Raw genomic sequence first — 21,644 nt, forward strand, 5'->3', positions numbered from 1 at the left:
AGGCGGAGTTTGGACATGTCCTTCGACCCTGTCTTCACATTCGGAACCATCGCGGCTGCCGCCCTCATCGGACTGGGTGTCAGCCACGCGGTCGACGGCATGTCCGAGCAACCTCGGAGGCCAGTTGTCTTGACTGACATGGTCACCCTGGCGCCTGGTTCCTTCAACCACCCGCAGCCAGGTGAATTCCTCAAGGACGACCATTCCGCGCCTGCGCCCGTCTTGGAGGAGACTATCGACGCGCCGCTGGAGATCATGACGTTTCAGGTGACCGCGTCGGACTATGACCGTTGCGTCCTGGACGGTGCCTGCCAGCCGGCTGATTCGCGCCTCGCCGGTAACGTTCCGGCGACCGGCGTCAGCTTCACTGATGCACAGGCCTATGCGAACTGGCTGTCCGAGAAGACAGGTGAAGCGTGGCGGCTACCGACCGACGCGGAATGGGCCTATGCCGCGGGTGAGCGATTTCGAGCCGACATAGAAGGTGGTGATGGCGATCCGGCCGATCCGGCGAGGCGATGGCTCACGCAATATCGCAATGAGGCGGCGCTCGGCCGCAAACCGGATCCTGAACCTCGGCCTCTTGGAGCATTTGGAGCCAATTCAAAAGGTGTTGCGGACATTGCCGGCAATGTCTGGGAGTGGACGGCGACCTGCTATGCCCATGCGACGATGTCCAGCGACGGCGCGCGTATCGCCAGTTCGATCACCAATTGCGGTGTGCATGTCGTGGAGGGTTTCCACCGCACTTACATGTCGAACTTCATCCGCGACGGCAAAAGCGGCGGTTGCGCGGTCGGCACGCCGCCCGACAATCTCGGTTTCCGCCTTGTCCATGATCCCGGTGGCTTCCTGCAAGCCGCCCGTCGCCGACTGGGCCTCACCTGATTGCTCGACAAGAAAGGAACGTAGATGACTCCGAAGCCGGCCTCGCTTGACAGGGCTCGCCCTGCCGCCGAACAGCCCCTGGCGCGCCCCGGCGTCGACCGGACCTCGATAGGAGTGCTGGTCCGCAAATTCTATTCCAGGGTGAGAAAGGATGAGCGGCTCGGTCCCGTCTTCGCCCGAGAAATCGTTGGCGATTGGGAGCCCCATCTGGAGAAGATGACGGACTTCTGGTGCTCCGTCATCTTGAAAAGCGGCGACTATCATGGCCGGCCGGTGCCTGCTCATCTGAAGCTCAAGAATGTCACCGAAGCCGACTTCGAGATTTGGCTGGCTCTTTTCGGCGAGACGACGTCCGAGCTCTTCGCCCCCGAGATCGCGGCGGTGTTCGTGGAACGGGCGGAAAGGATAGCAACGAGCCTGAAGCTCGCCATGTTCTTCCACCTCAGCCCCGCCACCAAGGTGCCTGGCTAGCAGATCCCGTCGGCGCGGTGGAGCTTACCGAGCCGACATCCGGTTTGATCATGCGCAAGGACTGTGGCCGTCGGGGCCCGTAATTTCCGCCGATGATCCTTAATCTCTTCGTCGGCACCATCGTCATCAGCCTGACGGTACTGATCCATACTTTCGGCCTCATCGCCATCACTCACGCAATGGCACGGATTGTTGCGCTCTTTCGCATGCACGGACGGCGCAGCCGGGTCCTGGCCATGATCAGCGTGGTCATGGGGCTTTTCGCTGTCATGACGGCGGAGGTCTGGCTATGGGCCGGGCTCTATCGGCTGCTCGGAATCCTGAGCGACTTCGAGACCGCGCTTTACTTCTCGACCATCACCTTTTCGACGGTCGGCTATGGAGATGTGGTGCCCGCTCATGGCTGGCGGGTGCTGGCGGCCCTGGAGGGCATCAATGGCTTTCTGCTGATTGGCTGGTCGACCGCCTATCTGATCGCCGCCGGCATCCGTGTCGGTCCCTTCCGGGTCGGCGAGCATTTTTGACCCGGTACCCGAGCCATCGGTCAGACCGCTGCCGAGTGCCTGCCGGTTCCACTGCTGAGATACTTGTCGAATCTCGCCGCCACCGTCCTGACCAAGGGACGGCTTTCCCGCGGCACGACGAAGTTTTCACCGTCGAGCCGAAGAAGCTGGCCGGCACCGCTGATGGCCAGCCGGCTCGCCTCGCAGAGCAGCGTCTGGCCGACCGCTCCAAAGCGCTCGACAAGGTCCACCGCCGAGAACGTGAAGTTGCACATCAGACGTTCGATGATCCAGCCCCGCGCCAGATCATCGAGACTGAACTCAATGCCGCGCGCTATCGCCAGCTGTCCGGAATCCACGGCCTTTTCGTACTCGCCGGTGGCAACGATGTTTTGTGCGTGGCCCTGGCGATACCGGCTGATCGACGAGGGACCGAGACCGATGAGGGTTTCGCACTGGTCCTCGGTGTAGCCCTGGAAATTGCGGCGGATCTTGCCGGCACGGGCGGCAACCGCCAGCGTGTCCTCCGGCTTTGCGAAATGGTCCAACCCCAATGCCTCGTAGCCGGCGTCGACAATCAGTTGCGCCGCAAGCTGAGACTGCGCCAGACGTGCGGCGGAATCGGGCAGCCAGGCTTCATCGATCATTGTCTGGTGCTTCTTGAACCAAGGCACATGCGCGTAGCCGAACAAGGCAAGCCTGTCTGGCGCCAGCGTCAGCGCCTGGGCGACGGTCGCCGCGACACTCTCGCGGGTCTGGTGCGGCAGACCGTAGAGCAGATCCAGGTTGACGGAAGTGACGCCCCGTGCGCGCACCGCATCGACAATGCTTTTGGTCAGCGCGAAACCCTGCTCGCGATTGATCGCCTTCTGCACCTTGGGATCGAAATCCTGCACGCCGAGGCTCGCTCTTGTCATGCCGATCGCGGCGAATGCATCAAGCCGACCCTCATCCATGTCGTTCGGGTCGATCTCGACGCTGAGGCTGGCATCGTCGAGGAAGTCGAATTGATCCCGCAACGCTCTTCCGAGCGCCAGGATGTCGTCGGGCTTGAGCATTGTCGGGGAACCGCCGCCGAAATGGACGGCGCGAACCCTGCCCCGGCCACTCACAAGGCCGCCGACCGTTTCGATCTCCTTGTGGAGTGAGCGCAGGAAGGTGGCCACGGGCGCATAGTGACGCGTCTGCTTGGTATGGCAGGCGCAGAACCAGCACAGCCGGTCGCAATAGGGGATATGCAGATACAGCGATATCTCGTCATCGCCCTCGAGCGCGTCCATCCACCCGCGAACCGTGGCCGCGTCGACGCCCGGATGAAAGTGCGGCGCGGTCGGATAGCTCGTGTAACGCGGCACGTTGTCGACAAGGCTGACGGCCGGTGTTGGACTCAGGGCCGGGGTTGGGCGCGGGGAATGGACGGTGGCGGCGGGAGGGGTCATGACGGTCAGACTGCCTGAACTACCGCGGCAAAACCTTGATCTCGATCAAGGCGACTCAGGTCACAACGGGCGCAAATTGCCGTCCCTATTGATCACGGGCGTTGCAATGGCCGCCAGACAGGATGCTCAACAAGCTGACGTTCCCGCAATTTGCAAATCCTGCGAAGCGCGGCGGGGCGGATTGTGCGGCGCGCTCAACGCCCGCCAACTTGCCGAGCTGGCCAAAGCCTCGTCCAGGCATGAGGTTTCGGCAGGGACGAAACTGCACGACGACGGAACCTATTCCAACCTGTTGTCCGGCGTGGTCAAGCTCACGAGGGATCTTTCGGATGGTCGTCAGCAGATTGTCGGGTTCCATTTCGCGCCCGATTTTCTGGGCAGGCCGTTCGAGGCGAAACGGCCGATCAAGGCCGAAGCCTTGACGAATGTGGCGCTATGTTCGTTTCCAAGAACGATCATCGATCGAATGACAGACGAGGTGCCGGAGCTTGGACGCCTGTTGCTGAACCGCGCGCTGAACGAACTGGACGAAGCGCGCGACTGGATGGCGGCGCTGGGGCGCAAGACCGCCTCCGAAAAGGTCGCAAGCTTCCTTCTTATGTTCGCCAGAAACATCGACCCATCCAAACATCCAGCAGACCCTATCAGCTTCGATCTGCCGCTGACACGCGGGGAGATCGCCGATTTTCTCGGCCTGACGATCGAGACGGTAAGTCGAGAATTCTCCAGGTTGCGAGTGGACGGCGCGATCCGGATCACAAACAAGCGACACATAAGCCTCGCAAGCATGGCTCAGTTCGAGGAACGCTGCGGCGACTAACCCGCTGTCGAACCGTCGTCCGGCTTTGACCTTCCGGAATCACCGACTTCAGCCCTGCAGGTCGTTTCTTCGACGCTTCCTTCCTGGTCACGTCACTGCCAGAGCCACGCTCCAGCGGTCGCTGCGACCCTCCCCAACAAAAGCTCTCCGCGTTTGACCTGGATCAAGGCCCGGGAACGGAAAATCCCGAAATGGTGCCGCGAGCGGGCATTTCCGCCGGAACTTTCGAGACGCGATCGGGGACTTGCGATGAAATTTGGCACGGAGATCGTCCTTTTAAGCCTGTTTGCTTTTGGTGCCCTCGTGGCCGCCGGTTTCGGCGTGGATGAACCTTTTCGCCAGCACATGTGGGTCTTGCTCTTCGCTGTGGCTGGCTTCACTGCGATCCTGCTGCGCAATACGGATTTCAAGCCCTCGGCGCCGATCGACCCCTCCGCCTACATGGATGGTCCGATCCGCTATGGGGCCATCGCGACGGTGTTCTGGGGTGTCGTCGGCATGCTGGTCGGCGTGATCATCGCGCTGCAGCTTGCATACCCTCACCTCAACATCGAGCCGTGGTTCAATTTCGGTCGGTTGCGGCCGGTCCATACCTCCGGCGTCGTCTTTGCCTTTGGCGGCAACGCGCTGATCTGCACCTCGCTTTACGTCGTCCAACGCACCTGCCGGGCACGCCTTTTCGGCGGCAATCTCGCCTGGTTCGTCTTCTGGGGATATCAGCTTTTCATCGTCATGGCCGCGACCGGCTATCTGCTCGGCATCACCGAAAGCCGCGAATATGCCGAGCCGGAATGGTATGTCGACATCTGGCTGACGATCGTGTGGGTCGCATATCTGATCCTGTTCCTTGGCACCATCCTGAAGCGCAAGGAACCGCACATCTACGTCGCCAACTGGTTCTATCTCTCCTTTATCGTCACCATCGCAATGCTCCACGTCGTCAACAATCTGTCGATGCCGGCATCATTCCTGGGATCGAAGAGCTACTCGGCCTTCTCCGGCGTTCAGGACGCACTTACCCAGTGGTGGTATGGCCACAACGCGGTCGGCTTCTTCCTCACCGCCGGTTTCCTGGGCATGATGTATTATTTCGTGCCCAAGCAGGCGAACCGGCCGGTCTATTCCTACCGCCTGTCGATCATCCACTTCTGGGCACTGATCTTCCTGTACATCTGGGCGGGCCCGCACCATCTCCACTACACCGCCCTGCCCGACTGGGCGCAGACACTGGGCATGGTGTTCTCGATCATGCTGTGGATGCCTTCCTGGGGCGGCATGATCAACGGCCTCATGACCCTCTCCGGGGCCTGGGACAAGATCCGCACTGATCCGATCATCCGCATGATGGTCGCGGCCATCGCCTTCTACGGCATGTCGACCTTCGAAGGCCCGATGATGTCGATCAAGACGGTCAACTCGCTTTCGCACTACACCGACTGGACGATCGGCCATGTCCACTCGGGAGCGCTCGGCTGGGTCGGCATGATCACCTTCGGCGCGATCTACTACATGGTGCCCAAGCTCTGGAACCGCGAGCGGCTCTATTCGATGCGGCTTGTTACCTGGCACTTCTGGCTGGCGACGCTCGGCATCGTTGTCTACGCGGCAGTGATGTGGGTCTCGGGTATCATGCAGGGGCTCATGTGGCGCGAATACGACGAGCAGGGATTCCTCGTCTACTCCTTCGCCGAGACCGTCGCTGCGATGCATCCCTACTACGTCATGCGCGCCGCGGGCGGCGCCATGTACCTCGCCGGCATGCTGGTCATGGCCTGGAATGTCACCATGACCATTCGTGGCTACCAGCGCGAAGAGCAGCCTTTGCCCGGTTCCGCCCCCGCCCTCCAGCCTGCCGAATAAGGAGCCAGATATGGGCTTGATGGATAAACACGCGCTGATCGAGAAGAACGCCACGCTGCTTCTTGTCGGATCCCTGCTGGTTGTGACCGTCGGCGGCATCGTCGAGATCGCGCCTCTGTTCTATCTCGACAATACGATCGAGAAGGTCGATGGCATGCGGCCCTACTCGCCGCTCGAACTCGCCGGCCGCAACATCTATGTGCGCGAGGGATGCTACCTCTGCCACAGCCAGATGATCAGGCCGTTCCGGGACGAGGTGGAACGCTACGGCCACTACAGCCTGGCGGCAGAGTCGATGTACGACCATCCGTTTCAATGGGGGTCCAAGCGGACCGGCCCCGATCTCGCTCGCGTCGGCGACCGCTACTCCAACAGCTGGCACGTCCAGCACCTTACGGACCCGCGTTCCGTCGTGCCCGAGTCGATCATGCCCAGCTATGCGTTCCTGAAGGACACGCCGATCGCGGTGAAGGATTTCTCGACGCATCTGGTGGCGAACAGGCGCGTCGGAGTGCCCTACTCCGACGACATGATCTCCCACGCGAACGCTGACCTGATGGCGCAGGCCGATCCCAACGCCGACACATCCGGACTGGAGAGCCGCTATCCGAAAGCCAAGGTCGGCGACTTCGACGGCAACCCCCAGCAGGTCACCGAGATGGATGCTCTGGTGGCCTATCTGCAGATGCTCGGCACCTTGGTCGATTTCAAGAATTACGACGAAGCAGCTGGCTACCGCTGAGGAGAGCAACCGATGGAATACAATTTGATGCGGGAGTTCGCCGACAGTTGGGGTCTGCTTGCCATGGCCCTGTTCTTTGTAGGCTGCATTGCTTTCGCGCTTCGTCCGGGTGGCAAGGCGCATGCCGACCGCGCCGCACAGATTCCTCTTAAGGACGATTGATCATGAGCAGCGAGCATGTCGACGAAATCTCGGGCGTGACGACGACCGGCCACGAATGGGACGGGATCAGGGAGCTCAACAATCCCCTGCCGCGCTGGTGGGTGATCACCTTCTACGTCACCATCGCCTGGGCGCTGGCCTACACGATCGCCTATCCCGCCTGGCCGATGCTGAGTTCCGCCACCAAGGGTGTCCTGGGCTTTTCCAGCCGCAATGACGTCAAGAACGAAATGGCCGCGGCTGAAGCCGGCAAGGCCAAATACGTCGCGGCGATACAGTCTAAAACTGCTTCGGAAATCGCCGCGGACGACACGTTGCGCGAGTTCGCCGTCGCGGCCGGCGGCGCGGCATTCAAGGTCAACTGCGTGCAGTGCCACGGCTCCGGCGCGCAAGGGTCGACAGGGTTTCCGAACCTCAACGATGACGATTGGCTTTGGGGCGGCAAGACGGAGCAGATCCAGCAGACGATCACGCACGGCATCCGTTTCGCCTCGGATGCCGATACCCGCCAGTCGGAGATGCCCGCCTTCCTCGACGTGCTCAAGCCCGAGCAGATCGCGCAGGTCAGCGCTTTCGTGGCCAGCCTTTCCGGGCCGGTACGGGACAAAACCCTGATCGAGCCCGGCGCCAAGGTTTTCGCGGACAATTGTGCCGCCTGCCATGGCGAGAACGCAAAGGGCAACCGGGAACTCGGGGCACCCGATCTGACCGATGCGATCTGGCTACACGGTTCCGGCGAAGCCGCGATTGCTTCTCAGGTGCGAGCCCCGAAGAACGGGGTGATGCCTGCCTGGGTCGGCCGCCTTGGCGAGACGACGGTCAAGGAACTGGCCGTCTATGTCCATTCGCTTGGCGGCGGAGAATAGGAGCGGGGCCTGTTCTCAGCCCTTGGCCGTTCAAGCAACGAGGCCCGGCCATGCCGGGCCTCGACTTGCTTTTTGATGTCTCAATTTGACCTGCATCAACGCGACGCGCCCAGGCGACTGCAAGACTGCTGCAGGAAGGCGGCGTCATTTTCGCCGTGATTGGAGATCGTCGTGCTGGATCAGTCGCAGGTAGAACGGCTCGAAGCCGAAGCGGTCAATTCCGCAAAGACGCGACAGCCACTTTATGCCGCGCGCAAGAAAATCTTTCCGAAGCGGGCCTCCGGCCATTTCCGCCAGTTCAAATGGCTGGTGATGGCGATCACGCTCGGTATCTATTACCTGACGCCGTGGCTGCGCTGGGACCGCGGCCCCTTCGCTCCCGACCAGGCCGTTCTCATCGACCTGGCGAACCGCCGTTTCTACTTCTTTTTCATCGAGATCTGGCCGCAGGAATTCTACTACGTCGCCGGCCTCCTCATGATGGCGGGCGTAGGTCTTTTCCTGATCACATCGACGGTCGGGCGGGCCTGGTGCGGCTATGCCTGCCCGCAGACCGTCTGGGTGGACCTGTTCCTTGTCGTGGAACGGGCGATCGAAGGCGATCGCAACGCCCGCATCAAGCTCGATGCTGCCCCGTGGACCGTTCGCAAGCTCCTCCTGCGCGTTTCCAAGCACGCCGTCTGGCTCGTCATCGCAGCGGCCACGGGCGGCGCCTGGATCTTCTACTTCGCCGACGCGCCGAAGCTGCTTGGCGAAGTCGTCACCGGCACGGCGGCGCCCGTGGCCTATGTCACGATCGCCGTGCTCACCGGCACCACCTATGTGTTCGGCGGGCTGATGCGGGAGCAGGTCTGCACCTACATGTGCCCCTGGCCGCGCATTCAGGCGGCCATGCTCGACGAAAATTCGCTGACGGTGACGTATAACGACTGGCGCGGCGAACCGCGCTCAAGGCACGCCAAAAAGGTCTCGGCCGCCGGGCAATCGGTCGGCGACTGCGTCGATTGCAATGCCTGTGTCGCCGTCTGCCCCATGGGCATCGACATCCGTGACGGTCAGCAGCTGGAATGCATCACCTGCGCGCTGTGCATCGACGCCTGTGACAGCGTCATGGACAAGCTCGGCCGAGAACGCGGGCTGATTTCCTATGCAACGCTGGCCGACTACAACGCCAACATGGCAGTGGCCACTTCCGGCGGCACTGGCCCGGTCAATCCGGCGCTCGTAAGAACGGCGAACGGCAGCTTCGCCGACGGCCTGGCACACTTCCATCTCGGCAAGATCTTCCAGTTGCGCACCTACATTTATCTCGGCGCATGGTCGGCGATCGGCCTGGTGCTCGTCTATTCGCTGCTGACGCGCGAGCGGCTTGAGCTGAATGTCCTGCACGATCGCAATCCGCAGTTCGTGACGCTCTCGGACGGCTCGATCCGGAACGGCTACACGGTCAAGCTGCTCAACATGATACCCCAACCGAGGACGATCGAGGTCACGCTGCAGGGTCTCGACGGCGGTGAGATGAGCATCGTCGGCATCGACCAGGCCGCAAGCCGCTCTTTCTCCATTCCGGTGGAACCCGACCGGCTGAAGACGCTCAAAATCTTCGTCAGGCAACCGGCAGACCGCATCCAGAAGCCGGCGCAGAATTTCGAATTTCGCATCGACGACAAGGCGAGTTCCGAATCCGCCGAATACACCGCCACTTTCAACGCGCCGGAGAACAGCAGATGAGCGTCGAAACGCGGAAGCCACGCGAGTTCACCGGCAGGCACATGTTGATCGTCATCCTGAGCTTCTTCGCTGTGGTGATCGGGGTCAACGTCACCATGGCGACGCTCGCCGAGAAGAGCTGGACGGGCCTCGTTGTCGAGAACACCTATGTCGCAAGCCAGCAGTTCAACGAGGAAGCGCGGAAAGGAAGGGCACAGGCGGCGCTAGGCTGGACGGGCAGGCTGACCGTCGCCTCAGGCGAGGTCCGCTACAGCCTTGCCGACAGCAAGGGCAAGCCGGTGCCTTTGCACGGCGTCAAGATGCTGTTCCGCCACCCGGCCTACGAGGCCGCGGATGAAGCCCTGACACTTGCCGCGATGCCCGGAGGCACTCCGGGCGACGTGCAGGAGTTTGCCGTCCGGCACACGCCGAGGGATGGCGTCTGGATCGTGGAGATCGATGCGGACGCCGGACTGACGTCACCGTTTCGTGACGTTCGCCGCGTCATGATCTCGAATGGAGCCCTGCAATGAGCTGCTGCGCGCCAGGAGCGGAAATGGCATTGGAGGTCCCCGCCGCTGCGTCCGCGCCGCCGTCGAGCGAGGAGATCAAGCTGGCGAGCCGCTTTCTGGGCAGCGACATTCACCAGACCGACCTGTCGGTGCCGACGGTTCACTGCGGGGCTTGCATCCAAGCGATCGAGGCTGCGCTCGGCTCGGTCGAGAACGTCGAGTCCGCTCGCGTCAACCTCTCGACGAAGCGTGTGTCGGTGCGCTGGCACGGAGACAGCGTCCCGCCATTCTTTGCCGTGCTCGGCCGTCTCGGCTATCAGGCGCACCTGTTCGACCCTGAAATTCACGAGAAGGACAGGACGCTCTCGGAGCTGATCCGCGCTGTCGCCGTGGCGGGCTTCGCCGCCGGCAACATCATGCTGCTCTCGGTATCGGTCTGGTCGGGAGCGGAAGGTCCGACACGCGATCTGTTTCATTGGCTGTCCGCGCTGATCGCCATTCCAGCCCTCGCCTTTGCCGGCGGTATCTACTTCCGCTCTGCGGCGAACGCGCTTCGCCATGGCCGGATGAACATGGATGTGCCGATCGCGGTGGGGGTTTCGCTCGCCTACGCGATGAGCCTCTATGAGACCATCAACCACGGCGAGCACGCCTATTTCGACGCTTCGGTATCGCTGCTTTTCTTCCTGTTGATCGGCCGCACGCTGGACCACGTCATGCGTGAGCGAGCGCGAACCGCGGTCAATGGCCTGTCGCGCCTTGCCGCGCGGGGTTCCATTGTCCTGCGCGACGACGGAACACGCGAATACGTGCCCGTCGCCGAGCTCTCGGCAGGAATGCGCCTTCTCATCGCGGCCGGAGAGCGGATACCGGTCGACGGCGATATCATCAGCGGGAATTCCGACCTGGATTGCTCGATCGTCTCCGGCGAGAGCGCGCCCAAAACCGTGAGTGCCGGCACACATGTCCAGGCTGGCACGTTGAACCTGACAGGTCCGCTGACGATCCAGGCAACCGCCGCCGCGAAGAATTCCTTCCTTGCGGAAATGGTTCGGCTGATGGAGGCCGCCGAGGGCGGCCGCTCTCGCTACAGGCGAATTGCGGACCGGGTATCGGCCCTCTACGCGCCGGTTGTCCATCTGGCGGCCTTTGTCACATTCCTCGGCTGGATGGTTGCGTCCGGCGATTGGCACCGGGCCATGACCATCGCCATCGCCGTGCTTATCATCACCTGCCCCTGCGCGCTCGGCCTGGCCGTGCCGATTGTCCAGGTCGTGGCAGCCCGGCGCCTGTTCGAGGCCGGCGTCATGGTCAAGGACGGTTCGGCCATGGAGCGTCTCGCGGCGATCGACGCGGCTGTCTTCGACAAGACCGGGACGTTGACCCTGGGGCTGCCCAGACTGGTCAATGCCGCATCAATCGATCCGGCCATGCTGGCGATCGCGGCCGACATGGCAGCTCATTCCCGGCACCCGTTTTCAAAGGCTCTGGCGACATACGGAAACAATCGTAGCCGAACCAAATTCGACCACGTGCAGGAAGAGCCCGGCTTCGGCATCGAAGCGTTCGCCGGCGGCGATACCTGGCGCCTTGGCCGGCGCGGCTGGGCAGGGTGGAAGGCCCGTACGGGCGGTGAAGGAAAATATGGCGGCCTTGGCGGCACGGTTCTCGCCCAGAATGGCAGGATCGTCGCTTGCTTCGCCTTCGAGGATGCCACGCGACCCGATGCGAAGGCCGCGGTGCGGAGATTGAAGGACGACGGCATCCCGGTCGAGATGCTCTCCGGCGACACTGCGCGGGCCTGCGCCGAGGCGGCGGAGATCCTCGGCATCGATCGCTTCGTGCCGGCCTTGCTGCCGTCGGGAAAGGTCGAAAGGATAGAGACGTTGGCCCGCGCCGGTCACAAGGTGCTGATGGTGGGCGATGGCCTCAACGACACGCCGGCGCTTGGCGCCGCTCATGTTTCGATGGCTCCGGCGACCGCGGCCGACATTGGTCGCAAAGCCGCGGATTTCGTCTTCCTGCGCGAGAGCCTTTTGGCCGTACCGCTCGCCCTGGATGTCTCGCGCAAGGCCGGCCGGCTCATCCGCCAGAACATCGCGATCGCGATCATCTACAACGCCTTCGCCGTGCCGATCGCCATCCTCGGACATGTGACGCCGCTCATCGCGGCGATCGCGATGAGTGCTTCATCGCTGATCGTGATCGCAAATGCGATGCGGCTTCAGGCGACGGCAAAAACGGCACCTGACGCGGCTCCGGCCAGGCACCGCACCGAAATCATCGAAGCGGCCCATCCATGACCACGCTCGTATACCTCATTCCGGTAGCCCTCTTCCTGGGGGCGCTCGGTTTGTCCGGCTTCCTGTGGGCCTTACGCAGCGGCCAGTACGAGGATCTCGACGGAGCCGCCGAGCGGATACTGATCGAGCCCGAGGTGCAAGACAATGAAGGCCTGCGGTCAAACTGACGCGGATCAAAGCGCCGACGCTCCCGGCGTTCCAGAAAATGCCTGACGAAGAGCAGGAGGCACCGATGCAGGCCCAGGACATCATGACGACGCCGGTGATCTCAATCGATGCTTCGGCCTCGATCACCGACGCCGCCGACCTGATGTTGACCAGGAAGATCAGCTGCCTGCCGGTCACACGCGACGGTGTGGCGATTGGCATCATCAGCGAAGGTGACTTCCTCCGGCGCAAGGAACTTGGCACCCAGCGTGTTCGTCCTCGCTGGCTCGAATTTCTGGCCGGCCCCGGCAAGATCGCCGATGAGTATGTGCACACAACCGGCCGTCGGGTTGGCGACATCATGACGACGGACGTCGTCTCGGCGTCGCCTGGGGCGTCGCTGGCCGAGATCGTCGAATTGATGGCTGACCACGACATCAAGAATGTGCCGATCCTCGATCAGGGCAGAATGGCCGGGATCATAACCCGCTCCGATTTGCTGCGTGCCCTGCTGCGGATCCTGCCCAAATCAGGCGCCGCGACTGCCGATGACGAGGTCATACGCAGGAAGATCATTGCCGAGCTGCAGGGGCAATCCTGGAGCGGCGGCGATCTTATCGGCGTTACCGTCGATAGCGGCGATGTTGAACTGAGTGGCGCCATTTTCGACGAGCGTCAGCGAAAGGCCGCTGTCGTTGCGGCCGAGAACGTCGACGGGGTCAAGAAGGTCACGGACAAACTCTTCTGCGCCGGGACGTTCTCGGTCCTGCTTCTCTCCTAGAGGACGTCACAGAGGCGGAACGGCTCCCGAACAGCGCATCGCCAAAGGGAGATTTTTCGGGCTGCATATCCGCCCCGTCCAATCCAGCATTCCGGCCCCTCCCTTAAATCGCCAACAAGGGTATCAAGGGCCGAACCAACAGCAGCGCGAAGGCAATGAGCGCCGCGCCGGCGATTGTATTTGCTATTCTCTTGCCGCCGCTCAGCCGCCTGCCCAGCAACAGCCATATCGATCCGGTAATTGCCGTGATTACAAGCAATACGATCCAAGCCATGCCCCGCGCGCCTGCCTCGATGTCCATCGGCACTATGGCCACGCAATAGATGAACGCCTTCGGATTGAGGACGGTGGTTGCCAGGATGGAAATTCCACCGCCGTTCCCGGTTGCGTCGGCGCGTTTGACGGCGATCAGGCGAAAGCCAAGTATTACCAGCCATGCAGCGGCAACCAGGTGAACCATCTGGATGGTGCCAGGCGGCACCAGGGAACGCAAAGAAAGCCAGAAGGCTGCCGCGATCCCGTATCCGCATGCCTGCGCGGCAAGGAGCGTAGCGGCATTCCCACGCTTGACCGCGCCTGCCGCCAGAAGAGCGTTGGTCGGCCCCGGCGCGGCAAAAAGCAGGAATGCTTCCAGAAAATGCAGATTGTCCAAACTGCCTGCCTCGTATGCGAACCTGCCAAATGCAGCAGTCCCACTTGTGCCGACTGTCGTCAAAAGCCTCCTGGACCGTCAACTCGTCGCAAGGGCGAAATCGTCCTTCGCCGGCTGGAATAAGGGCGCACCGCGGCAGCCGATCCGGCTAGGGCGTTGGTGTTCAATCAACGGACAGATTGCAACCGGGCGATCAAGTCGCCATTGCGGCAATAGGCCGGCGGGTGATCCGCATGCGCCGTCTCATCGAGCCAGGTCGCGCATTCCTCCTGGTGACGGCAGGACCGGCACCGGTCCACCGCACGATTGGTGACGGCGACGTGATCCGCCACGACTTTCAGCGGCCTGTCGACGCCCAGTTTCTGCATCATGCGCCCCATCAAGGCCGTCCGAGCATCAAGTCCAGTCAGGTATTCGAGAAAGTTCATGTCGTTACACTCCTCAGACGGCAATCATTGCCATGCCAAGCGACGTGCGACGTTGATCTCGGTCAACGAGGGCCATCCATTCCCCGAACTGCTTCCGCTGGACAAGGCCACCCTTCCCGCCCAGCCCACACCAGCGCAGTCAGCTCTGGATACTGCATGGCTCGCCTGGATATGATGAGCTCGGTAAGGCCGCGGTCCTAGCCTACGGTCCCAAACATAGCGCCAATGCCCGCGGTCAGCGCCATCGCCAGCGCTCCCCAAAAGGTGACCCGGGCGGTGGCCTTCAATACATTGGCGCCGCCGGCCCGCGCGCCGATCGCGCCCAGCACCGCCAGGAACAGGAGCGATGCAATCGCGACTACCGCAACCAGCCTCGCGGGTGGCGAAAGCAGCACCATTGCCAATGGCATGATCGCACCGATTGAAAACGCAGCCGCCGAAGCCAGCGCCGCCATGATCGGTCGTGCGGCGGTAACCTCGGAAATACCAAGTTCGTCGCGGGCGTGTGCGCTAAGCGCGTCCTTGGCCATCAACTGGTCAGCCACCTGCAACGCCAATTGAGGCTCCACGCCGCGATCGATGTAGATCTGGGCAAGCTCCTGCCTCTCGAACTCGGGTTGGCTCGCCAGCTCTTTTCGCTCTCGCTCGAGATCCGCATGCTCGGTATCAGCCTGGGAACTGACGGATACATATTCGCCGGCGGCCATCGACATGGCGCCGGCCACAAGGCCAGCGACGCCCGCTACCAGCACGTTGGCGGTGGCGGCGTTTGCGGTTGCAACTCCGATGATCAAGCTGGCGGTCGAGACGATGCCGTCGTTTGCGCCCAGCACCGCGGCCCGTAACCAGCCGACACGCGACACCAGATGATTTTCGGAATGAAGACGAGTCATTTGAATGAAGGAAAAGTTGTCTGTTTCGCCACGGTTTCGCGTCCATATCGGCAAGCGTCAGAAGACAGCTCGACTGCTTGATGCCCCTCGATCCGAACAAATGCCTTGATCAAAGTCAATCGGCAGCCTCAGGCCGCCGAGCCGGCGCTTTCGCGAGTGCTCCTAACATGCATACAAGGGCTCAGCCGGAGCGCCCGAACCTGGGAACAATAGCTATGGAACAGACCGCCTTGGCTCCTCACCCAGAGGGCCAGGCCGATTTGCTCGCGGTTCATGCGTGCCCGTGGTTTTTCGCCTGCGGCGACCATGATCGAAAAGCCAGGTTTTGGTAACCTCCGACACAACGATATAGAGCGCCGTGATCGCGAGCAGCCCCGCCAGCACCGGTGCTGGCAGGGGAACGAAACCGAACCACTTGGCGAAGGGAGCGAACGGGATGGCGACGGCGATACCGCCAACGCCAAAGGCGAGACCCGCAAGCAAGCGACTGGGACGGCTGTTCCACGGCCTCACATGGGTACGCACGATGAACAGGATGGCAAGCTGGGTCAGCACAGATTCGACAAACCACGCGGTCTGAAACGTGGCTGCCGCAGCATGCGCTACGAACAGAAGGAACGCGAAGGTCGCGAAGTCGAACACAGAGCTCACGAGCCCGAAACTCACCATGAAACGTCTTATGAAATGGATGTCCCAGTGCCGCGGTCTCCGTAACTGGTCGGCGTCGACGTTGTCACCCGCGATCGCAAGCGACGGAATGTCCGACAGGAAATTGTTCAGCAGGATCTGCTTGGCCAGCAGCGGCAAGAACGGCAGGTAGAGCGAGGCTGCGGCCATGCTGATCATGTTGCCGAAATTGGCGCTGGTCGTGATAGAGATGTATTTCATCGTGTTGGCGAACGTCTTTCGGCCATCATCGACGCCCCTCACCAATACGCCGAGGTCGCGTTTGAGCAGGATGATATCCGCGGCCTCGCGGGCGACATCGACAGCGGTATCGACCGAAATGCCGATGTCGGCTTCATGAAGCGCCGGCGCGTCGTTGATGCCGTCGCCAAGGTAGCCGACGACATGGCCGCTGCGGCGCAGCGCCTCGACAATGCGCTCTTTCTGGTTTGGATCGATCTCGACAAAGAGATCGATATTGCGGGCACTTGCCAGAAGACCGTTTTTCGTCATTTTCGCCAGATCTTCGCCCGTCATGATCCGGTCGGACCGGAGGCCTATAGCCTCGGCCACATGCGCGGCGACGTAGCGGTTGTCGCCGGAAACCACCTTCACGCCGATGCCGCGATCGGCAAGTGCCGACAGGGTTTCCCTTACCCCCTCCTTTGGCGGATCGAGAAACAGCAGGAACCCCGCGAATGCCATTTCGGTTTCGTCGTCGCGGCTGAAGCTCGCCTTGTCCTGAAATCTGCGGATCGCCAGGCCGAGAACACGATACCCTAGCGCGCTCCAGCGCCTGAATTTCTCGTCGATCGCCTGGCGTTCCGTCGCGCCGAGGGGGGTCAAGCCGTCCCGATCCTGCACAAAGCCACACGCCTCGATGACGTTCTGGACGGCTCCCTTGGTGATGAGGACCTGTTCAAGCGCGTTGTCATGCACGGCAACGGACAACCGCTTGCGAACAAAGTCGTAGGGGCTCTCGTCGATCTTGGTGAAACCGGACAAATCGTCTTGGTCATGCGGAGCGCTTGCAATTGCCTCGTCCAAAGGATTCTTCAAGCCCGTTTGCAAAATCGCGTTCAGCCGCGCCCAAAGCAGAACCTTCCTCGAAGCAATGCCCTCGACATCGAACGCCCCATCGAGGTGAATGACGCCCTCCGTCAGCGTTCCTGTCTTGTCAGTGCAAAGCAGATCCATGCTCCCGAGGTTCTCGATCGCGTCGAGACGGCGCACGATGACGCCGCTGGCGGCCATCATCCGCGCACCCTTGGCCAGGGTGACGCTGATGATCGCGGGAAGCAATTCGGGCGTCAGCCCAACCGCCAGGGCAAGCGAAAACAGGAGCGACTCTATCAACGGCCGCTCAAGCATGACGTTGGCGAAAAACACCAGGATGACGATCACAAGCATGATCTCGGTCATCAGATATCCGAACATCCTGATGCCGCGAGCAAATCCGGTCTCGGGTATCCGGCGCTCCAATGCTTCGGCGATCGATGCGAATTCGGTTTGCGCTCCCGTGGCGACGGCAAGCACCTTTGCTGTTCCGCTGCGGACCGAGGTGCCGGTGAAGACCGCATTGGTTCGCTGCGCGATGCCGGCTTCGGGCGCGGAGCGGCCGGCGGACTTGACGACGGGAAAGGTTTCGCCGGTCAGAACAGATTCACTGACGTTGAAATCCCGCGACTCGAGAATGACGCCGTCGACCGGAATGAGATTGCCGGCCGACAGGCAGACGACGTCGCCGGGAACGATCTCCTCGACATCGATAGTCCGTTCGATGCTATCCCTGAGCACGGTGGCCTTGCGGGAGATCCGCTGCCGCAGGACCTCCATCGCGCGAGAGGCGCCATATTCCTGAGTGAAGCTTAAGACACAGCTGGCGAGCACGATCGCGCCGATGATCGCCGCTTCATGCCCCTCCCCGACGAACACTGAAACGGCGGCGGCAAAGACCAGGATCAGGACGAGTGGGCTGCGAAACTGGCGCGCGAATACAGTCAATGCCGATCCGCCGGACCGGGACGCCAGTGCGTTGCGGCCGAATTTGGCAAGTCGGATTGCCGCATCGACGCTCGGCAGACCCGAAGAAGAGGTCTCCAATTGCCCTGCCAGGTCACCCGTTTCGATCGACCAGTAGGCATGCGCGACATGACCGGAAAGGCGGCTGATCGGTTGCCCCTCGCCCGCCATGGCCGCCGGCTGGTCCCTCGCATCTGCCGTTCCGGTCGCCATGGCCGGACGGTCAGTTGGAAAGAAGGCGGCTGATGCCACTCTCGTGGGTCAGCGAGCGCGTAATACCACCAAAGACCCATTCCCTGAGCCGGCTGTGACCGTAGGCTCCGGAAACGATCAGATCGGCGTGGATCGAGCGGGCAAACGCCAACAGCGTCTCACCATCCGCGGCACCGGCGATCACTTCGGTTTGCGGCATGATGCCATGCTGCTCCAGAAACACCGCGGCGTCGGCGAGGCTGTTTCGAACATCCTCTCCCGAATCGCCTTCCATCGTGGCAACGACCACCTCCTTGGCCCTGGCGAGGAACGGCAAGGAATCGGACAAGGCCCTTCGTGCTTCGCGGCTGTCCTTCCAGGCGACCAGGACGGTTTTCCCGACGAGATGTTCGGCATTGGCCGCTGCAACCAGCACCGGGCGACCGGCCCCGAGCACCAGGCTTCCGATATCGACGGCGCGGAAGACATCCTCGCCGCCGTCGTCGGTCACAACAAGATCGGCCGAACGGGCGGCCAGGCCGAGAGCGCGGGTTGGCGCGCAAACGTACTGGGTCCATTCGCTGCTGACCTCGCCCGGGACAAGCTTCTCGAAGATGTCGCGCAATTCGGCAAGCCGCTTCTCGATCTCGGTGCGCTGGATCTGCATGACCTCGCCTTCGTAGACCAGGCCCTCTCCCGTGGTCACCAAAGGCGGAACGTCCGCGGCAGCAAGGCCTACGAGGTGAGCGTCGAACCGCTGCGCCAGCTCCGTCGCCAGTTTTAAGATCGGAGCGGGATTTGCATCAACGGTCAGGTTGACGAGTATCGTTTTGTAGGACATGCGGGCACCTCGCTCGGAACGTGGAATGCTTTGTCATTTGCATTGTGCGGTCCGCGGCACCTTGATACCGATCAAATAACCGCTGTTTGGTGCGCGGAACGATGAATGCTACATCAGCGGCCGCTGCTGCCTCTCAATCCGGAGACTGCTCGTGAGCACCAAGGAGCAAGACTGGTCGGAAGCCGTCGCCAAGGCATCACCGCTGGCCGGCGGCCCACCGGAACAAGGCACCAACTTGCCGGAGCACGAGCTGCTCGCGCTGATGTTCGAGCAGGCTCCGGGTTTCATGACCCTGCTCAGCGAGCCTGGTCACATCTTTCAACTGACCAATGCGGCTTACCAGCGCCTGATCGGTCAGCGGCAGGTTATCGGCAAATCGGTTCGCGAGGCCCTGCCCGAGCTCGAGGGCCAGGAATTCTTCGAATTGCTCGATCGCGTCAGCGAAACCGGAGATCCCTATGTCGGGCGCGGCATCAAGGTCGTCCTGCGCAATGCCGAGACCGGGCTTGCGGAGGAGCGTATCCTGGACTTCGTCTACCAGCCCATCAGGGCCAGGGATGGCCGGATCACCGCAATCTTTGTTCAAGGCACCGATGTCAGCGATCTGTCGTTCGCGAACGCCGCGCTTCAGCTGCGAGAGGATCACCTGCGTTCGATCCTGGCTACCGTGCCGGATGCGATGGTTGTCATCGACGAAAGCGCCAACATCCAATCCTTCAGCACGGCGGCCGAAACATTGTTTGGCTACAAGGCCGGCGAGGTCATCGGTCAAAATGTCAAGTTGCTGATGCCCTCGCCATACCGGGATGAGCATGATGCATACCTGCAGCGTTACCTGACGACGGGAGAGCGCCGCATCATCGGACTCGGGCGTACGGTAACCGGGATGCGCAAGGACGGATCGACCTTTCCGATGGAGCTCGCGGTTGGCGAAATGCATCCCGGAACGGGCCGCTTCTTCACCGGTTTTTGCCGCGACCTGACGGAGCGTCATAGAACGGAAGCCAGGATGCAGGAGCAGCAGCAGGAGCTGCTTCACATGGCACGCTTCACCGCGCTCGGTGAAATGGCCTCGACATTGGCGCATGAGATAAACCAGCCGCTGACGGCCATCACGAACTACCTCAAAGGCAGCCGCCGTCTCCTCGAGAAAAGCAAGGACGAGAACGCCGCCATGCTGCGGGATGCCGTCGAGAAGGCTGCCGAGCAGGCCCTTCGCGCTGGCGACGTGATCCGTCGCCTCAGGGATTTTGTCGCCAGGGGCGAAAGCGAGCGTCAGGTCGAACGTCTGCCAACGCTCATCGAGGACGCCTCATCGCTCGCTTTGGTCGGCGCCAGGGAAGCGGACGTGCGCGTCAGCTATGATCTCGACCCGGCGGCCGAGCTTGTTTTGACCGATCGAATCCAGATCGAGCAGGTGTTGCTGAATCTGATGAGAAACGCCGTGGAGGCCATGCAGGGCGCGCCCAGGCGGGAATTGCATGTCGTTACCGTGTCACGGCGGGATGGCATGGCTGAAGTTGGTGTGATTGATACGGGCCCGGGGCTGGCGCCGGAGGTTTCAGCCCAACTCTTTCAGCCTTTCGTCACCACCAAGAAACACGGAATGGGTGTCGGCCTGTCCATTTGTCGCACTATCGTCGAGTCGCACGGCGGTCATATTTGGGCGGAAGCAATGCCCGGCGGCGGGACAGCGTTCCGATTCACTTTGCGCGCCGTGGAGAAGGAAGAGGTCGCTGGTGGCCAATGATATCGTTCATGTGGTCGACGACGATGTCGACGTTCGCAAGTCGCTGGGTTTCCTTCTGGCGACAGCCGACTTTGCCGTGCGCCTCTATGAATCGGCAACGGCATTCCTGGCGACGGAACCGAAGGAGATCCAAGGCTGCATCGTCAGCGATGTACGCATGCCCGGCATCGACGGCATCGAGTTCCTGCGGCAACTGAAAGCCCGTGGCCTCGGCGTGCCGGTGATCGTGATGACGGGGCACGCCGACGTCGCCCTGGCCGTCCAGGCGATGAAGGAGGGCGCTGCCGATTTCATCGAGAAGCCGTTCGACGATCAGGTGCTTATCGACGCAATTCGCTCGGCGCTGGATCACCGCAGCCAGCCCGCCGCGGCGCATCCGCAATCGACGGAGATCAGGAAGAATCTCGCCATGCTGTCGGAGCGAGAGCACCAGGTGCTGGAAGGGCTTGTTTCCGGGTTACCGAACAAGACGATCGCCTACGATCTGGGGATCAGCCCGCGCACGGTCGAGATCCATCGCGCCAATGTCATGAGCAAGATGGGCGCCGGCAGCCTCTCGCATCTGGTGCGCATGGCCCTGATCGCCGGCCCCCAACATTAGGGCATTCGGGGAAAGACGAGCAGAGGTTCTCCACCCGGAACCGCCGCTCTAAGGCGCGTTTCGGAGTGAAGCCACCCTGTCTTCTCGGAGATGCCAGTCGCGCCAGTGGGTCGGCCGAATATGGACGCGGATACCGGTAACGGCATGCCGCCATCCCTCACGGCCTTTTTCGCAGGGAAATACAAGCGGATGTAAGCCTTCTTCATCCAGAACGGCTAGTTCGAGGCTGCGGCCAAACGGAGCGCTTGCTATTGGATTCCACATCCGGCCAGCGTGGGCAAAATTGCAGTTCCGCGCTTTGATTTGAATCAGTTTTTGGGCGGTTTTGCGTTGAGGAGACCTGCCTATAATGAGGCATCTGGGTGTCCCGTGATTTGACATAGCTCAAAGCGCAG

21 protein-coding genes are annotated in these 21,644 nt (G+C 61.9%); 15 read left to right on the forward strand and 6 right to left on the reverse strand.

All coding sequences use genetic code 11. From position 1 onward, the window contains the following. The first annotated feature begins 15 nt into the window (after nt 1–15). From MesoLj_RS35425 to MesoLj_RS35435, 3 genes are all read left to right on the forward strand, one after another. Nucleotides 16–888, forward strand: coding sequence for a formylglycine-generating enzyme family protein (locus MesoLj_RS35425; RefSeq protein WP_202324504.1), 873 nt, complete (start codon nt 16–18; stop codon nt 886–888). Nucleotides 889–912: 24 nt separating this feature from the next. Continuing rightward, nucleotides 913–1,359 (forward strand): group III truncated hemoglobin, encoded by a 447-nt coding sequence (locus tag MesoLj_RS35430; protein WP_244735250.1) that lies wholly within the window; start codon nt 913–915, stop codon nt 1,357–1,359. A 92-nt stretch (nt 1,360–1,451) separates the two neighbouring features. After that, on the forward strand, nt 1,452–1,883 hold the full coding sequence (locus MesoLj_RS35435; protein WP_140775299.1) for a potassium channel family protein: 432 nt from the start codon (nt 1,452–1,454) through the stop codon (nt 1,881–1,883). Between the two features lie 20 nt (nt 1,884–1,903). On the opposite strand, the gene hemN is transcribed toward MesoLj_RS35435, so the two are convergent. After that, nucleotides 1,904–3,301, reverse strand: a complete 1,398-nt coding sequence (hemN, locus tag MesoLj_RS35440; protein ID WP_202324508.1) for an oxygen-independent coproporphyrinogen III oxidase — start codon at nt 3,299–3,301, stop codon at nt 1,904–1,906. Nucleotides 3,302–3,407: 106 nt separating this feature from the next. Between hemN and MesoLj_RS35445 the strand changes: the two genes are divergently transcribed. From MesoLj_RS35445 to MesoLj_RS35490, 10 genes are all read left to right on the forward strand, one after another. Beyond that, nucleotides 3,408–4,121: a Crp/Fnr family transcriptional regulator gene (locus MesoLj_RS35445; protein WP_202327605.1), complete on the forward strand. Its 714-nt coding sequence runs from the start codon at nt 3,408–3,410 to the stop codon at nt 4,119–4,121. A 249-nt stretch (nt 4,122–4,370) separates the two neighbouring features. Further along, nucleotides 4,371–5,981 (forward strand): cytochrome-c oxidase, cbb3-type subunit I, encoded by a 1,611-nt coding sequence (gene ccoN, locus MesoLj_RS35450; RefSeq protein WP_202324510.1) that lies wholly within the window; start codon nt 4,371–4,373, stop codon nt 5,979–5,981. A 10-nt stretch (nt 5,982–5,991) separates the two neighbouring features. Further along, the gene (gene ccoO, locus MesoLj_RS35455) at nt 5,992–6,723 is read left to right on the forward strand and encodes a cytochrome-c oxidase, cbb3-type subunit II (RefSeq protein ID WP_140775302.1); all 732 of its coding nucleotides are present in this window, start codon (nt 5,992–5,994) and stop codon (nt 6,721–6,723) included. Nucleotides 6,724–6,735: 12 nt separating this feature from the next. After that, nucleotides 6,736–6,885 carry a cbb3-type cytochrome oxidase subunit 3 gene (locus tag MesoLj_RS35460; RefSeq protein WP_095769664.1) on the forward strand — a complete coding sequence of 50 codons (150 nt, stop codon included), beginning with the start codon at nt 6,736–6,738 and terminating at the stop codon, nt 6,883–6,885. 2 nt (nt 6,886–6,887) lie between these two features. Next, nucleotides 6,888–7,751 carry a cytochrome-c oxidase, cbb3-type subunit III gene (gene ccoP, locus MesoLj_RS35465; RefSeq protein WP_140775303.1) on the forward strand — a complete coding sequence of 288 codons (864 nt, stop codon included), beginning with the start codon at nt 6,888–6,890 and terminating at the stop codon, nt 7,749–7,751. A gap of 171 nt (nt 7,752–7,922) precedes the next feature. Beyond that, entirely contained in the window at nt 7,923–9,482 is a 1,560-nt protein-coding gene (gene ccoG / locus MesoLj_RS35470) for a cytochrome c oxidase accessory protein CcoG (RefSeq protein WP_140775304.1), read from the forward strand. Further along, entirely contained in the window at nt 9,479–9,994 is a 516-nt protein-coding gene (locus tag MesoLj_RS35475; protein ID WP_202324513.1) for a FixH family protein, read from the forward strand. Before ccoG ends, MesoLj_RS35475 begins: the two co-directional genes overlap by 4 nt. Beyond that, nucleotides 9,991–12,276, forward strand: a complete 2,286-nt coding sequence (locus MesoLj_RS35480; RefSeq protein WP_202324515.1) for a cation-translocating P-type ATPase — start codon at nt 9,991–9,993, stop codon at nt 12,274–12,276. Before MesoLj_RS35475 ends, MesoLj_RS35480 begins: the two co-directional genes overlap by 4 nt. Continuing rightward, the gene (gene ccoS / locus MesoLj_RS35485) at nt 12,273–12,443 is read left to right on the forward strand and encodes a cbb3-type cytochrome oxidase assembly protein CcoS (protein ID WP_202324517.1); all 171 of its coding nucleotides are present in this window, start codon (nt 12,273–12,275) and stop codon (nt 12,441–12,443) included. The genes MesoLj_RS35480 and ccoS overlap by 4 nt, the downstream gene beginning before the upstream one ends. 38 nt (nt 12,444–12,481) lie before the next feature. Next, nucleotides 12,482–13,204 (forward strand): CBS domain-containing protein, encoded by a 723-nt coding sequence (locus tag MesoLj_RS35490; protein ID WP_342215821.1) that lies wholly within the window; start codon nt 12,482–12,484, stop codon nt 13,202–13,204. 103 nt (nt 13,205–13,307) lie between these two features. On the opposite strand, the gene MesoLj_RS35495 is transcribed toward MesoLj_RS35490, so the two are convergent. The 5 genes from MesoLj_RS35495 to MesoLj_RS35515 form a co-directional block, all read right to left on the reverse strand. Continuing rightward, entirely contained in the window at nt 13,308–13,856 is a 549-nt protein-coding gene (locus tag MesoLj_RS35495) for a hypothetical protein (RefSeq protein ID WP_202324519.1), read from the reverse strand. 167 nt (nt 13,857–14,023) lie between these two features. Next, complete coding sequence (locus MesoLj_RS35500; protein ID WP_202324521.1) at nt 14,024–14,284, reverse strand: DUF6455 family protein; 261 nt, start codon at nt 14,282–14,284, stop codon at nt 14,024–14,026. 197 nt (nt 14,285–14,481) lie between these two features. Next, nucleotides 14,482–15,177: a VIT1/CCC1 transporter family protein gene (locus MesoLj_RS35505; protein WP_140775631.1), complete on the reverse strand. Its 696-nt coding sequence runs from the start codon at nt 15,175–15,177 to the stop codon at nt 14,482–14,484. 213 nt (nt 15,178–15,390) lie between these two features. Continuing rightward, nucleotides 15,391–18,078: a magnesium-translocating P-type ATPase gene (gene mgtA, locus MesoLj_RS35510; protein ID WP_202324524.1), complete on the reverse strand. Its 2,688-nt coding sequence runs from the start codon at nt 18,076–18,078 to the stop codon at nt 15,391–15,393. A 10-nt stretch (nt 18,079–18,088) separates the two neighbouring features. After that, complete coding sequence (locus MesoLj_RS35515) at nt 18,089–18,898, reverse strand: universal stress protein (RefSeq protein ID WP_202324526.1); 810 nt, start codon at nt 18,896–18,898, stop codon at nt 18,089–18,091. A 262-nt stretch (nt 18,899–19,160) separates the two neighbouring features. Here MesoLj_RS35515 and MesoLj_RS35520 point away from each other — a divergent pair, with 262 nt between their 5' ends. Then, entirely contained in the window at nt 19,161–20,648 is a 1,488-nt protein-coding gene (locus tag MesoLj_RS35520; protein WP_202327609.1) for a PAS domain-containing sensor histidine kinase, read from the forward strand. After that, nucleotides 20,635–21,249: a response regulator FixJ gene (gene fixJ, locus MesoLj_RS35525; protein WP_140775633.1), complete on the forward strand. Its 615-nt coding sequence runs from the start codon at nt 20,635–20,637 to the stop codon at nt 21,247–21,249. Before MesoLj_RS35520 ends, fixJ begins: the two co-directional genes overlap by 14 nt. Nucleotides 21,250–21,644 lie beyond the last annotated feature (395 nt).

Source organism: Mesorhizobium sp. 113-3-9 (assembly GCF_016756515.1).
Lineage (GTDB): Bacteria > Pseudomonadota > Alphaproteobacteria > Rhizobiales > Rhizobiaceae > Mesorhizobium.

Coding starts and splice junctions, on each gene's coding strand:
- MesoLj_RS35515 (WP_202324526.1), bottom strand. CDS start 18,898: ATGTCCTACAAAACGATACTCGTCAACCTGACCGTTGATGCAAATCCC.
- mgtA (WP_202324524.1), bottom strand. CDS start 18,078: ATGGCGACCGGAACGGCAGATGCGAGGGACCAGCCGGCGGCCATGGCG.
- hemN (WP_202324508.1), bottom strand. CDS start 3,301: ATGACCCCTCCCGCCGCCACCGTCCATTCCCCGCGCCCAACCCCGGCC.
- MesoLj_RS35480 (WP_202324515.1), top strand. CDS start 9,991: ATGAGCTGCTGCGCGCCAGGAGCGGAAATGGCATTGGAGGTCCCCGCC.
- MesoLj_RS35520 (WP_202327609.1), top strand. CDS start 19,161: ATGTTCGAGCAGGCTCCGGGTTTCATGACCCTGCTCAGCGAGCCTGGT.
- MesoLj_RS35430 (WP_244735250.1), top strand. CDS start 913: ATGACTCCGAAGCCGGCCTCGCTTGACAGGGCTCGCCCTGCCGCCGAA.
- MesoLj_RS35425 (WP_202324504.1), top strand. CDS start 16: ATGTCCTTCGACCCTGTCTTCACATTCGGAACCATCGCGGCTGCCGCC.
- MesoLj_RS35505 (WP_140775631.1), bottom strand. CDS start 15,177: ATGACTCGTCTTCATTCCGAAAATCATCTGGTGTCGCGTGTCGGCTGG.
- MesoLj_RS35460 (WP_095769664.1), top strand. CDS start 6,736: ATGGAATACAATTTGATGCGGGAGTTCGCCGACAGTTGGGGTCTGCTT.
- ccoS (WP_202324517.1), top strand. CDS start 12,273: ATGACCACGCTCGTATACCTCATTCCGGTAGCCCTCTTCCTGGGGGCG.
- MesoLj_RS35475 (WP_202324513.1), top strand. CDS start 9,479: ATGAGCGTCGAAACGCGGAAGCCACGCGAGTTCACCGGCAGGCACATG.
- ccoP (WP_140775303.1), top strand. CDS start 6,888: ATGAGCAGCGAGCATGTCGACGAAATCTCGGGCGTGACGACGACCGGC.
- MesoLj_RS35490 (WP_342215821.1), top strand. CDS start 12,482: ATGCCTGACGAAGAGCAGGAGGCACCGATGCAGGCCCAGGACATCATG.
- MesoLj_RS35445 (WP_202327605.1), top strand. CDS start 3,408: ATGGCCGCCAGACAGGATGCTCAACAAGCTGACGTTCCCGCAATTTGC.
- MesoLj_RS35435 (WP_140775299.1), top strand. CDS start 1,452: ATGATCCTTAATCTCTTCGTCGGCACCATCGTCATCAGCCTGACGGTA.
- ccoN (WP_202324510.1), top strand. CDS start 4,371: ATGAAATTTGGCACGGAGATCGTCCTTTTAAGCCTGTTTGCTTTTGGT.
- MesoLj_RS35500 (WP_202324521.1), bottom strand. CDS start 14,284: ATGAACTTTCTCGAATACCTGACTGGACTTGATGCTCGGACGGCCTTG.
- ccoO (WP_140775302.1), top strand. CDS start 5,992: ATGGGCTTGATGGATAAACACGCGCTGATCGAGAAGAACGCCACGCTG.